15 protein-coding genes and 2 tRNA genes are annotated in these 13,314 nt (G+C 39.6%); 14 read left to right on the top strand and 3 right to left on the bottom strand.

Going from position 1 to position 13,314, the window contains the following annotated elements; all coding sequences use genetic code 11:
• Positions 1–185 precede the first annotated feature (185 nt).
• The 3 genes from DC082_RS10000 to DC082_RS09990 all read left to right on the top strand — a co-directional run bounded on the left by DC082_RS10000 (position 186) and on the right by DC082_RS09990 (position 2,635).
• Positions 186–2,126 carry a tRNA(Met) cytidine acetyltransferase TmcA domain-containing protein gene (locus DC082_RS10000; protein ID WP_109236855.1) on the top strand — a complete coding sequence of 647 codons (1,941 nt, stop codon included), beginning with the start codon at positions 186–188 and terminating at the stop codon, positions 2,124–2,126.
• Between the two features lie 85 nt (positions 2,127–2,211).
• Positions 2,212–2,287, top strand: a tRNA-Thr gene (locus DC082_RS09995).
• A gap of 272 nt (positions 2,288–2,559) precedes the next feature.
• Positions 2,560–2,635 (top strand) — tRNA-Thr (locus DC082_RS09990).
• A gap of 128 nt (positions 2,636–2,763) precedes the next feature.
• Here DC082_RS09990 and DC082_RS09985 read toward each other — a convergent pair.
• Entirely contained in the window at positions 2,764–3,018 is a 255-nt protein-coding gene (locus DC082_RS09985) for an FAD assembly factor SdhE (protein ID WP_109236854.1), read from the bottom strand.
• Between the two features lie 670 nt (positions 3,019–3,688).
• Here DC082_RS09985 and prmA point away from each other — a divergent pair.
• The 11 genes from prmA (at position 3,689) to secB (ending at position 11,415) form a co-directional block, all read left to right on the top strand.
• Entirely contained in the window at positions 3,689–4,576 is an 888-nt protein-coding gene (prmA, locus tag DC082_RS09980) for a 50S ribosomal protein L11 methyltransferase (RefSeq protein WP_109236853.1), read from the top strand.
• Positions 4,576–5,526 (top strand): tRNA dihydrouridine synthase DusB, encoded by a 951-nt coding sequence (gene dusB, locus DC082_RS09975; protein WP_109236852.1) that lies wholly within the window; start codon positions 4,576–4,578, stop codon positions 5,524–5,526. The genes prmA and dusB overlap by 1 nt, the downstream gene beginning before the upstream one ends.
• 203 nt (positions 5,527–5,729) lie before the next feature.
• Entirely contained in the window at positions 5,730–6,002 is a 273-nt protein-coding gene (locus DC082_RS09970) for a helix-turn-helix domain-containing protein (protein ID WP_094568422.1), read from the top strand.
• A gap of 172 nt (positions 6,003–6,174) precedes the next feature.
• Positions 6,175–6,744, top strand: coding sequence for an elongation factor P-like protein EfpL (efpL, locus tag DC082_RS09965; protein WP_109236851.1), 570 nt, complete (start codon positions 6,175–6,177; stop codon positions 6,742–6,744).
• 479 nt (positions 6,745–7,223) lie between these two features.
• Entirely contained in the window at positions 7,224–7,808 is a 585-nt protein-coding gene (locus DC082_RS09960) for a peptidylprolyl isomerase (protein WP_109236850.1), read from the top strand.
• Between the two features lie 209 nt (positions 7,809–8,017).
• Positions 8,018–8,485, top strand: coding sequence for a copper resistance protein NlpE (locus DC082_RS09955; protein WP_109236849.1), 468 nt, complete (start codon positions 8,018–8,020; stop codon positions 8,483–8,485).
• A 140-nt stretch (positions 8,486–8,625) separates the two neighbouring features.
• A complete protein-coding gene (locus tag DC082_RS09950) occupies positions 8,626–9,129 on the top strand; it encodes a peptidylprolyl isomerase (protein WP_094568426.1) in 504 nt (167 codons plus the stop codon).
• A gap of 6 nt (positions 9,130–9,135) precedes the next feature.
• Positions 9,136–9,867 (top strand): UDP-2,3-diacylglucosamine diphosphatase, encoded by a 732-nt coding sequence (locus DC082_RS09945; RefSeq protein ID WP_109236848.1) that lies wholly within the window; start codon positions 9,136–9,138, stop codon positions 9,865–9,867.
• Between the two features lie 305 nt (positions 9,868–10,172).
• On the top strand, positions 10,173–10,601 hold the full coding sequence (locus tag DC082_RS09940; RefSeq protein ID WP_109236847.1) for a rhodanese-like domain-containing protein: 429 nt from the start codon (positions 10,173–10,175) through the stop codon (positions 10,599–10,601).
• A gap of 11 nt (positions 10,602–10,612) precedes the next feature.
• Positions 10,613–10,879 (top strand): glutaredoxin 3, encoded by a 267-nt coding sequence (gene grxC / locus DC082_RS09935; protein ID WP_094568429.1) that lies wholly within the window; start codon positions 10,613–10,615, stop codon positions 10,877–10,879.
• A 44-nt stretch (positions 10,880–10,923) separates the two neighbouring features.
• Positions 10,924–11,415: a protein-export chaperone SecB gene (gene secB / locus DC082_RS09930; protein ID WP_109236846.1), complete on the top strand. Its 492-nt coding sequence runs from the start codon at positions 10,924–10,926 to the stop codon at positions 11,413–11,415.
• A 177-nt stretch (positions 11,416–11,592) separates the two neighbouring features.
• Here secB and DC082_RS09925 read toward each other — a convergent pair whose 3' ends face one another.
• Positions 11,593–12,429, bottom strand: coding sequence for a hypothetical protein (locus DC082_RS09925; protein WP_109236845.1), 837 nt, complete (start codon positions 12,427–12,429; stop codon positions 11,593–11,595).
• Positions 12,426–13,193 carry a rhomboid family intramembrane serine protease gene (locus DC082_RS09920; protein ID WP_109236844.1) on the bottom strand — a complete coding sequence of 256 codons (768 nt, stop codon included), beginning with the start codon at positions 13,191–13,193 and terminating at the stop codon, positions 12,426–12,428. Before DC082_RS09920 ends, DC082_RS09925 begins: the two co-directional genes overlap by 4 nt.
• Positions 13,194–13,314: the final 121 nt, after the last annotated feature.

Below are 13,314 nucleotides of genomic sequence, written 5' to 3'. Positions count from 1 at the left end.
GTTTTTTTATATCTGTTTAAATATGTTATCGATGATTTACAATCGATCTTAATGGAGCGATTTGAATCGACACCAATCGACACCAATTGATACTAATCGATATTGATCGATATACTCATAGAGTAAGAGCTCTTAAAAAATGATGCTGTATTAAGCCGCATTAGATACTCAAAGGGAAGAAAAGGATGGATCGAAAATTGGATCGAAAACAGATAGATCTTTTTTTACAGGGTGTTTTAGAGGGAAGATCTCGAGAGGTCTTGGTGATCTATCTCGATTCAATCGATTTAGTGGCAGAACCATTATCGGTGGTGATCCCCGCTTTTCAAAAGGTCTACCCTCAAGCGCTTCTCTTCTCAGATGATATTTTGCTACAAGAGCAGTATCAAGCTGCGCCTCTAAAGGCGACTCGACACTTTCTAGGAGCAACAACAGAGGCGGTGTTGTTAGATATTCGAGAAGGTTTTCCTCTCGATTATTTTCTTTCGATTGCTGCAACTATTGGCGCGCATGGCACACTATTGTTATTAGCAACAGAGCCTTTAGGTAAGAAGGAGAGTCAACGTTTTCACGATGTGATGATACCGACTCCCTATTTCGATCATTACCTCTCACAGCAGTTAGTCAATTATGCATATCGTTATTGGCGAGGTGAGTGGTTTGCGCCACAGTTAGGGGGAGATTTTTCTCTCGTGGAAGAAGCGGGGCATCATGTTAAGAGATCTCTTTCGATGATAGAAACAAAAAAGAACTCTCCCTCTCTCGTTTTAACAGAAGCACAGAGAGCGATCTATAGCGATTTTCTTGCAGAAGCATCGGGAGTTTTTACCCTCTTTTCGCCAAGGGGAAGTGGAAAATCGGCATTAGGTGCGGCCTTGATCGCAAGTGATCCTGAAGCCTTTATCTTAACGGCACCGAATCAGTTAGCGATCGAGCAGTATCAATCATTGAAAGATTACCAATTCCGAGCGCCTGATGCGCTCTTTTTAGGAATTAAAGAGGGAGAGGTTTGGAATCAAACCTTAATTATTGAAGAGGCAGCAAAGATGCCACTTTCTCACCTTGAGCGCTTAGTGAAGCGATTTTGTAAGGTTTTGATGATCTCTTCGGTGGAAAATTATGAGGGGACAGGGCAAGGATTACGAGAAAAACTCTATGATCTTGTCACGATTAAGAAGCAGTACCAGCTCCAGCAGATCCACCGTTTTGATCATCGGGATTCTTTAGCGCAGTTAGTTGATGCAATGAGGTTTACAAAGAGAAGTGATTACGATCTAAAAGATTCATTCTTCACTCCTAAAAAAGAGGATCTTCAAGAGGCGCTCAAGATAGAGCTCTATAATGATCAGAATATCAGATTGTTGCGAGAAGATCGGCAAAAGCTTGCTGCGCTCTATCACCTTCTTAATCAGACTCATTATCAAACAAATATTCAAGATTTAAGACGACTCTTTGATTCGCCTCATCAACTCTTTGTATTGGCGTTTTATCAATCTCAACTGATAGGGGCAACATGGGGCATTGTTGAAGGGGGATTATCGGAAGAGCTTGCTATAGCTCTATTTCGGGGCGAGAGGCGTCCTCGTGGAAATTTAGTCCCCCAAATTTTAGCAGGGCAGAGTTATTTTCCTGAAGCTATGATTGCACGATCTGTACGGATTTCTCGTATCTCTGTAGTAGATTCTTTTCGGCGATTAGGCATTGGTGCACAAATGATATCGGCAATTGAGAGCGATTCTTCTCTTAATCTTGATTTTCTCTCAGTGAGTTTCGGTTTAACGGCAGATCTCTTCGCTTTTTGGCGTAGCTTAGATTTTCAGCCGGCGCATTTAGGTTTTCATCTTGATAAAACAACAGGGCTCTACTCTTTAGTTGTGTTAAAGAGGATTAATCGCCATAGGCATGAATGGATTGAAGAGAGTTATCGAAAATTTGCAGCAGATGCCGCACTTAACTATCGAAAGATGGAGTCGCGTCCTGAGATCGCTGCAATTTTAAAGCATTATGCACAAGAAGGGGTATTTGATGCGCGTGATGCTGCTGTTATAGAGGCGAATCGTAATTTTAGTCGAGCTGCCTATAGTGTGGAGAATGCACTTTTTCGTGCTTTAAAAGATCAAGAATAAGAGAATATTGACATCAAAATGAATGATTGTTAGGCAGTTGTTGACAGGCTGAATCTTCATCTCTATAATCCTCAAATATAGTTTAGCCGGCGTAGCTCAGTTGGTAGAGCAACTGACTTGTAATCAGTAGGTCCCGCGTTCGATTCGTGGTGCCGGCACCAGTTAGAAAGCCCAGCAGTTTTATTGCTGGGCTTTTTGCATTCCTACTCTTTCCTGCACTTAATTACATCTTATTTTTTGTTGGGTTTTAGCTCAAGTACTATTGGTTAAAAATGAAGAATTTAAGATTTTTTTATCTTTTATTTTTTACCTTTTCCTTTAGCTTTTACTTTTATGTTGTTAGATAGTGCTTCCGATGCAAAGTATCTTCAATAAAAGTTTGACATCTTTGATGAAGAACTCTATAATTCCACTTCTTGATTAAATTTAAGAAGCCGGCGTAGCTCAGTTGGTAGAGCAACTGACTTGTAATCAGTAGGTCCCGCGTTCGATTCGTGGTGCCGGCACCAGATAGAGAGCCCAACAGTTTAACTGTTGGGCTCTTCTTTTATCTATCTATTTTATTTATCTATTACAAATTACTATTTTGATAATCAGTAAGGGTGTTGTAGTAGATATTCTACATAGATATTTTTCCTTAATCTTCTAAAACATCAGGATTCATCTTTAGTACTAATGCCTTAATTTCTGGAGTAGGGTATTCTGCCCGATGCATTAAGAGGGAATAGAGTTCAGGATCTTGCATCTCAAGAAGTGATAGGTAGAGATCTTTTTCACTATCAGGTGCTTTTTCAAAGTGGTTTTCAAGATAACGATCACAAAGCGCATCGAGCTCACGCATACCACGACGAGAACGCCATTTTATTTTCCGAAGATCATATTTATTATCCATTACATTGGTCTCCTATTAATATAGAAAGCTAGATATTTAAAATTAAGTATTCAAGTTTGAGTATTTAAAACTAATATTGATGACTCAAAGTGATTGGAAGAGCTAGATCGATTTGAAGATATTATCGCTCTTTTTATCATGTCACCATTATAGAGCGTTTAATGAGGCTGAGTTAACTCTCCCCTTTTAATGCCAGGCGATTGAGATATTAAGATATCTATTAGAAATATTATTTTCCAAGTTATCTTCTCGTTATCTATCTCGTTATCTATCTCGCTATCTTCTTGCGATCCTCTCTCTTTTAGTCTGCTTCTATCCTACTAAGTATTGACTACTTTCGATATCTAATTTTTAAGAAGAGGGGGAAAGATTGATTTAAGTATTCGAAAAACTATCGAGTGCTTAAAGTGCCGGCGCGTTAAGATCTAAAATATTTGATCGTGAAGTAGGGACTCAATCATCACATCTTAAAAATGGGAATAACTCCCATTTTTTAGGGCTTTATAGAATATACCGTAAAAAAAATGCGCAAATAGCTAGAGAATTTTGTTATGATCTATGCCTTGCTAAGAAGTTGATCGCAATTTGCTCTACGCTCTTTTGCTTGATTATGTTTCATATCTTAGCTAGTATTCTCCCCTTAATAAAATTAGTGACATGTGGTGAAGCTATGAATAAATGGTTTGAATTAACTCTAAAAGCTGATGCGCGCTTGACGGCGGAGGTGCTCGATGAAGCGCTCGTTGAGTCAGGGGCAGTTGCTGTCACCATGAAAGATGGTAGTGACGAGCCGATATTTGAACCACTTCCAGGTGAAACACCATTATGGAGTGAAACGTTAGTGACAGGGCTCTATGAAGTTCCCTGTGATGTTGAAGCGATTAAGGCATTCTTGATGAGTTATTTAGACCAGCCCTATCTTCCGATTGTGGAGACACATGAATTAGAAGATAAAGATTGGGTTAGAGCATGGCAAGATCACTATAAACCGATTAAATTTGGTGAGAATCTCTGGATCTGTCCAACTCATCTGCCATCACCTGAGCCAGAGGTTGCAACAGTTCGCTTAGATCCCGGGCTTGCTTTTGGGACGGGAACGCATCCGACAACGGCACTCTGTTTAGAGTGGCTCTCTGATAATCGAGATCAGTTGATGAATGCCACCATTATCGACTATGGGTGTGGTTCTGGTATTTTAGGAATTGCCGGCAAATTATTGGGAGCGAAGGAGTGTTATAGCACCGATATTGATAAGCAGGCGATCTATGCAACAGAACAGAATGCAGAGCGTAATAATGTTTCGATTTATGCCGCACTTCCAGAATCATTCTCTCCCCCTAAAGCAAAGGTTGTTCTCTCCAATATCCTTTCAGGTCCATTAGTAGAATTGGCACCAATATTGGGGAATTTAGTTGAGCCAGGCGGGCATCTTGTGTTAGCGGGGCTCTTAGATCATGATGCAGAATTTGTTAAGAGTGCTTATCGGGATCAATTTGAGTTTCAAGAGAATAAAAGTTTAGACGGTTGGACAAGGCTCTACGGCATTAAGAGATCGTAATGAAAATAGGGAATTATCATATATCATCGCCCTATGTGCTTGCACCTATGGCGGGGGTAACGGATCTTCCTTTCCGTAAGATTTGTCGGCGTTTTGGTGCCGGTCTTGCGGTAAGCGAGATGGTGAATGCTAATCCTGAGCTATGGGAGACTGAAAAATCACAGTTACGCCTTATTTATAAAGGAGAGCTCTCTCCTGTCAGCGCCCAAATTGTGGGGTATGATCCTGAAATGATGGCGGCTGCAGCTCAATTTAGTGTTGAAAATGGCGCCGAGATTGTAGATATCAATATGGGTTGTCCGGCAAAAAAAGTCTGTAAAAAAGCGGCGGGTTCTGCACTATTGCAGGATGAACCTTTAGTGGCAGAGATCTTAAAAGCTGTGGTTGCCGCTGTTGATGTTCCGGTGACCTTAAAGATTCGAACTGGTTGGGATCGAGAGAATAAGAATGCGATCACGATTGCGAAGATGGCAGAAGAGATCGGTATTCAAGCTTTGGCTATTCATGGGCGAACACGTGAAGATCGTTTTTTGGGTGAAGCGGAATATGAAACGATCGCAAAGGTTAAAGAGGCGATCTCAATACCGGTGATTGCTAATGGTGATATCGATTCACTAGAGAAAGCAGAACAGGTCTTAAAGATGACGAAGGCGGATGCCATTATGATAGGGCGGGGTGCTTTAGGTAATCCTTGGCTTTTTCGTTCTTTAATCGAGCGTCAACCCTATCTCCCTACCATTGAAGAGCGTTACCAAGTGATATTAGAACATATCTCTGCTTTGCACCACTTTTATGGCGTAGAGAAGGGAATTCGTGTTGCTCGAAAACATCTTCTTTGGTACCTCGGCGAGAGAGAGATTCCGACTGAGTGGCGTAGTGCGATGTTGCGAGAGAAGATTCCGGAGAAGCAACTTGAATGGGTAGCAAGAATTTTTTTAGATCAAATATAGATATGTAGGTTCTTAACAAATCAAAAATTAGTTAGGTCTGTTTTATAGCGTAAATAGGTATCTATCTCAAAATCTACCATTAAACATCTATTGTAGGCGAGATAGGTATTCTCTTTTTTTTACTGAGTATTGTTGAGCTGTGGCTTGGTAATACTTCATTTACTTAATATATTAATTAGATAGATATTCTAGGAGTAGTAAGCATGATTTCTCGTGAGCGTCTTAAAGATCATATTCCATTGCGTGAGTCAGTAAAGGAAGCATTAGACGAAATTTCCAGTATGTTAGATGGAAAGTATCCTCCCAATCTTTACCGTTTAGTGATCAATGAGGTGGAGAGACCTCTATTTGAGAAGGTATTGGAGTATACCGATGGTAATCAATCAAAAGCATCGGAGATATTAGGAATTACGCGCTCAACTTTAAAGAAACGTTTAGATTATTTTGATATCGATCCAAGAGATCATAAATCATAATCGTCAATTATCAGATTGTAAGAGGAGCGTAGAAACTTGCTCTTAAGATGTCAGATCAATAAGTCTGATGATAAATTCTTACGGTTAACTTATAATTAAACGGATATCAAGCGGATATTAAGCTGATTTGTAATCAATCTATAATTAATTTTTGGTAATTGAGGAGAGCTGTGTGAAGAAAGCAAATGAGATACGCCGAGGCGATGTGATTCAATATAATAATCTCTATTACTTAGTGCGTGATGTGGAGAAATCTGCACCGACAGCAAGAGGTGGTAATACCACTTTTAGAATACAGATCTTCTCAATTCCCGATAATCATAAAGTCGATCTCTCTTTGCGTGCTGATGATGAGTTAGAGGATGTGCAATTAACAAAACGAGAGGCGACCTACTCCTATAAAGATGGTGATAATTTTGTCTTTATGGATAGTGAAGATTACAGTCAATATTATCTGAGCGAAAAGTTAGTAGGTGATGATGCTGGCTTTATTCTTGAAGGGATTGAAGGTTATTATGTCTCTTTAGTGGATGAAGCTCCTGTTGCGCTCTCTCTTCCTCAAACGGTGGTCTTAGAAGTGGTTGATACTGCACCTGAATTGAAAGGGGCGAGTGCGACAAAACGTAATAAGCCGGCAAAGCTCTCGACAGGCATCACAGTTTCAGTACCTGAATATATTGAAAATGGGACAAAAATTGTTGTCAATACCGATACAAGAGAGTATTCAAGTCGAGCAAATTAGATTTATTAGCTTTATTAGCTTTATTAGATTTAAATAGAGCTTTACTGAAGCTCAATAGAAGAGATGGTGTCATTGAACGATGACACCATTTTTTTTACTATTTGGAAAAATAATCTTAGAAAAAAGGTGATTTACTCTTGAAATCGTTTAAAAAGACGATATTAAGTTATAATAGAGCTCAATTTGTAATCGAGCAGATATTGTAAAGACGTTACAAAAAACATTTGGAAGATGTTATGAGTACGTTATAAAGACGTTATAAATAGGTTATAAAGTAGACTGTAAAGCTGTTTGGCGGTAGGGAGTTATTGTCGTGATGGATTGTTGCGATTACTCTTACCTAAAAGTGATGTAAGAACATTTCTTTAGTGATCATTTCGCTAAGGGAGATCATCCCTTCTATATAGGGTAGAGAAGAGTTGAGAACAGATGCCAAATGATTGTTCTCACTTGGAAAAATTTTTGATTTAGGAGTCAGTATGAAAAAATTAATGTTAGCGGGTGCATTAGCAGCTAGCCTCTTTTCAGGGGTTGTTATGGCAGAAGAAGCAGTAACTGCACCTCATCTCTATGTGGAAATGGATACAACTAAAGGAAACTTTGTCGTTGAGCTCGATCCTGAAAAAGCGCCTATTACCGTTGAAAATTTTAAAAATTATGTTGATGATGGCTATTATGATGGATTGATTTTCCATCGTGTCATCGATGGCTTTATGGTGCAAGGTGGTGGTCTTGATGCGGATATGAAACAGAAGAAGAGTGGGGCACCTATTAAGATCGAGTCTGATAATGGATTGAAGAATGAGCGTGGCACTATTGCAATGGCACGAACAATGGATCCTAACTCAGCGACAAGCCAATTCTTTATCAACACGCAGAATAATACTTTCTTAGATTATCCTGGTCAGGATGGTTATGGTTATACCGTATTTGGAAAGGTTGTTGAAGGAATGGATGTGATCGATAAGATTGAGAAGGTTAAAACCACCTCAAAAGCAGGGCATCAAGATGTGCCGGTAGAGCCAGTCGTTATTGAAAGTGTTAAGTTTGTTGAAAAACCGTAGTAGAAGTTTGTGGTGGATCGATTAGTAACAAGAGAGTCTAATAGACAAGTTGGTAGACAAATCGATAGAGAAATCAGTTAATTAATATATGGAATAACATATGAAAGAACATATGAAAGAACTGCACCGCCACTTACTGACCAAATTTAACAGCAAAATTTAACAGCAGATAGATCGGCATAAATTGCCGATCGCTATTGAGGGAAAAAATGAAAAAATTATGGATTGTATTAGGTGCTACGCTTCTTCTGGCTGCATGTAATGATAAAGAGGTTACTCCTGCAACTATTGATGAAAATAGTGCCGTTGAGTTTGATAAAGAGCACTCAGCGCAAAGTGCATTAGATTATGCCGGGGTTTATAAGGGACAATATCCTTGTGCCGATTGTAGCGGCATCGATGTTGAGTTAACGCTTGAGTACAATGGTGGTTATGACCTTAAACAGACCTACCTCGATGTTAAAGGAAAAGATGAAACCTTTAATGAATCAGGGCGTTTCACGTGGAACAAAGCGGGCCAAGTGGTTACCTTAGAGGGGACTGATGGCGGACCTGATGGGAAGCTTCGCTACTTTGTGGGTGAAAATATTCTCTTCCCTGCAGATAAAGAGGGGAAGCGTATTGAGAATGAAGGGCCCTTTGATTACACGCTTCATAAAGTATTGCCGGAAGAGTAGTGTTACAATTGGTACTGGTTAAAACAAATTTAGAATAAAATTTTAAAATCGAAAGAGATTCAAGTAAATTCAGCTAACGATAATCATAATTTTCGCTGGTTATCGTAGCGATTAGATCTATCATAAAAGAGGTATTTATAATGCTTAAGTTCCATACCACAATGGGTGATTTCACCATTCAATTAAATCATGAGAAAGCACCGGCTACGGCAGAAAACTTTCTCCAGTATGCGAAAGATGGTTACTTTAATGGTACGCTTTTCCACCGTATTATCCCTGGGTTTATGGTTCAGGGAGGTGGTTTAGAGCCAGGAATGGTTGATAAACATAAAGGTCATCGTGAACCGATTCAAAATGAAGCGGATAATGGTCTTAAGAATGTACGTGGATCTGTTGCAATGGCGCGGACAATGGATCCCCATTCAGCAACATCACAATTTTTTATCAACCTAGTGGATAATAGTTTCCTCGATCATAAATCGCAAACACCACAAGGTTGGGGTTATGCTGTTTTTGGTGAAGTTGTAGAAGGAATGGATGTGATCGATAAGATGGCGAAGGTAGAGACAACTTCTCGCCGCGGTCATGGTGATGTGCCGGTTGAAGATATTATTATCGAGAATGTTGAAGTTATCGGTGAGTAATGGTTGATGCAAGAGGATTCTATTTCACTCTTTATCAGTGATATCCATCTTAGTGAAAGTCGTAACGATCTCGTTACGGCTTTCTTCTATTTTATTGATAAAATCGCCCCTAGCGCTGATCAGCTCTATATTTTGGGAGATCTGTTTGACTTTTGGGCGGGTGATGACATTGAGACACCTTTAACTCTATCGGTAGCGAAACATCTATCAGCCTTAGCAGATCGTGGAACTGAAATTACCTTTATTCCCGGCAATCGTGACTTTGCATTAGGTAGGCGTTATGCCAAAAGTGCAAAAATGGAGATCGCACCGAGTGAAATTATCTTAAAGCGGGAGGGAATTCTCCTGCTTCATGGTGATGAACTCTGTATCGATGATCATGCTTATCAGCGCTATAAACGCTGGATTCGAAATCCTCTGATTCTCACATTATTGCGTCATTTGCCGAAGAGGTATCGACTAGAGTTAGCGGCAAAAATAAAGAAGAAGAGTGGGCAGTCGACAGCGCGAAAGATTATGGATGTCAATGAGCACTACACGACACAATATTTTCATAAGCGGGGGGTGAGCCAGATGATTCATGGTCATACACATCGCCCAGCAATTCATCACCATGGAAATGAGCAGTATCGTTATGTCTTAAGTGATTGGGATATTACGGGAGATTATCTTAAATTAGAAGAGGGCAAAATCACTCGACATCAATTTAAGATTGCCGATTTTCAGTCGTTATCGTGAAGGATCTCTTCTATCATTTCAATGGAAAATAGCGTAAGATATTGAGTGATTATATATCACTATATCTCCTTATAGGTCGCGATAGTGCGCTTTAATTCTCGGTTTAGTGTGGTATGTGAGAGAAGATATTTCCGATAGATCTGTTGAGAGGTTATATCTCTTGAGTTCAAGGTAGACAGCGTATTATCACAACGTATTATCACTACATCAAACCGATCTTATAAGAGTATCAAGCACTATCAGAGACTATTAAGTAGTAGTCAACATTATTAAATAAGTACAATAATTAAAAAAAGAGTAACTATATGAATTCTATTATGCCTTTTATCCAACAAAATTGGATGTTTGTAGCGGCACTTGTTGTTGTGGTCATTCTCCTAATTGCGAATGAAATTAACTCAGCAAGAGGTAAGAGATATCGAATGAGCGTTACAGATGCATTACGGGAATATAATGACGATAATGCCGTCTTTATCGATATTCGCTCGAAAAAAGATTACAAAAAATTGCATATTCCGAGTGCAGTTAATATCCCTGCAGCAGAACTTGAGAAGAAGCTTGAAAGCTTAGCTCAATTTGGGGATAAGAAGATTATTGTGTATAGCGATACTGACCCTCGAGCAAATGAAGCGTGTATTAAGTTGCGTAAAATGCATCCTGATGCGCCTTTAAATGTTTTAGTTGGTGGTATCGTAGGATGGCAAGAAGCAAATTTGCCTCTTTCTAAAGGTTAAAGGAGAAACAGATGAAAAAAGTAGAAGTCTATTTTAAAACAACTTGTGGTTATTGCCGCCGTGCATTTGAGATTCTTGCGCGTCATGGTGTAGAGCCGGTAAAGATTGATGTTGATAGCGATCCAAAACTTTGGGAAGAGTGTCAAAAGCGTTCAGGTCGCAATACGGTTCCGCAGATCTTTATTGGTGATTATCATGTAGGTGGTTGTGATGATTTAATGATGCTTGAGACAAGAGGTCAGTTAGATGACTATCTTTCAGGTAAGTTACCCCAGTAATTTATAGACTAATCGCTTAATCGCCCTATTTTAAAGGTAAAGAGATGACTCAAGAGAAACAGCCTACATTCGACATTGTGAGAATCTATACAAAAAATGTCTCATTAGAATCTCCTAATACGCCGGAAGTTTTTAAATTAAATGTTCAACCTGAAATTCAGATTCAGTTAGGTAACGATCATCGTGAAGTTGATCCTAATATCCATGAAGTTCTGCTTCGTGTAACAGTTACTGCAACTTATAAAGTGGAAGATGCAGAAGGTGATGAAGCGGAGACAAAGGTGATGTTCTTAGCTGAGGTAGAGCAAGCGGGTCTCTTCTTAATTGATGGTTTTGAAGAAGCACAAGAAGCACACTTAAAAGGGGCTTACTGTCCTAATATTCTCTATCCCTATATTCGCCCTGCATTAGATCATTTAATTTCAGGCGCGGGTTTCCCTCCTGTTATGCTTTCACCCATTAACTTTGAAGCAGTCTATGCGGATCGATTAGCACAACAGGCTGAAGAAGCGGCAGAAGAGCAAGTTGATGCTTAAGTATTAAAGATCTAAATGATCAAAAACCCAAAATCATATTACTGATTTTGGGTTTTTTTATTCTATCTTTGCAATATTTTCTTTCGTTTTTGAGCATCATGAGGGTAATAAGGATCATTAGAAATAAAGCTCTTAACAAACAGTGACGCCAATCAGCGCTTAATCATTAAATTTAAATTACTTCGGTTGATAGGTGTTTAAGCGGTTGATCCAGCCGGGTAACCAGCGTTCTTCGCCCTTTTTAGGATCTGCATTTTTAACTCTCTGAGTTAACACTCTCTCTGCGGAATCACGAAAACTTCTTAAAATTGCGGCATTTTGAGCTGATTCCGTTGTACCTGTTGAGACGAGATCCATATTTTCTAATACTTGCATCAACCCCCAACCCTCTCCTCTATATCGTTCTTGAGGATTGATCCCTTCCCCTTTGAAATTGACATAGTCAATTAAGGCATAGAGACCATTGGGGGCACTGGCAACTTCATAAAACTTCATCTCTATAAAATCGGGATACTCTGATACTTGCTTCATCTTCTGCAATGCATTTTGTAGCCGCTGATAGATAAAGAGTGTTTGTAGCTCTTGGGTATTTTCTAAAAATTGCATCAACTCATTGAGTTCTCCCGCCGATTTTGCTCGATTAAATGCTTCTCGCGTTTTCCATGGTGCAGATTGATGCTTTTGTAAAATTTTAGGGAGCGGAACACCTTGATTAGCAATAAAGGTGACCAATGCCGGAAAGGTCTCTTCAAAATGTGCTGGCTCACCGGCTTTGAACCAGATAAAGTGGCCAATTCCTAATGAGGGGAAGTTCTCCCCTTGATTCCAGACAGCTAAATTGTCCCGTTTACCACCGGTCTCATTTTGATAGATTTGTGCTCCCACTTTTGTCAGCTCTGCTTGTGAGAGTGTCAGTTGTGGTGCCGCAAAGGAGAGAGATTGCAGGGCAACGGTAATGAGGGCAATTGATGCCCCTTTTTTAAATCTTTTTTGGAAAGATTGGGTAAGAGTCATAGACGAATAGCTCCTTGTTTTTTCCAATACCAGATGAGAAGAAATCCTGCCGCAGCACCCCCTAGATGAGCAAAGTGAGCGATAGGATTCCACGAGAGATTGAGGAGACCTAAAATCACCTCTAGGAGAATAATGCCGGGGATAAAATATTTTGCCTTAATAGGAAAGGGGATAAAGAAGAAGATCAGACCTGCATTAGGATAGAGCATACCAAAGGCGATTAAGACACCATAAATCGCACCTGATGCGCCCATCATCGGCCGAATATATTCACCTACAAGTGCCGATAGTTCGGGGATGCGGTCGATATAACCAGGGCCTGTAATCACCCCTAGATGATCCATCTTAAGATTATTTTGTACCTCAAGAAGTACTTGATTAACAACTGCCGGAGAATCGAGAGCATAGAGTTCTGCCGTAAGCTGGTTGATTGTAAAATAGCTCTGGATATTAAAGAGAATAAAAGAGCCCATTCCGGCAACAAAGTAGAGGACCAGAAATTTTTGTGTACCAATAATACGTTCTATTGTGGCACCAAACATAAAGAGGGCAAACATATTAAAGAGAAGATGGGAGATGCCGGCATGGATAAAGAGATGGGTAAAGGGTTGCCAGAAGTGAAAGAAAGGGGAGCTTGGGAAGTAACTGCCTAAAAAGTATTGTAGATCGAAGATCTCTAAAGAGCTCAAGAGCGCTAAGAGAATAAAGATTCCAACATTGAGGATAATGAGGGATCGTGTTGCAATAGGTAGATCTCTAAACATAGTAAGCCTTTAGATTGCGTTTCGATATTGATAGCTAGATTTTTTATAGCTAGATTTTTAATGAGGTCATATCGATAACTCTATTATTACTGAGTAAGCCGATTGGTGAGCCTCCTTAAAA

Source organism: Ignatzschineria indica, assembly GCF_003121925.1.
Lineage (GTDB): Bacteria > Pseudomonadota > Gammaproteobacteria > Cardiobacteriales > Wohlfahrtiimonadaceae > Ignatzschineria > Ignatzschineria indica.
The sequence above is the reverse complement of the archived record's forward strand: the minus strand, read 5'-3'. Positions and strand labels throughout refer to the sequence as shown.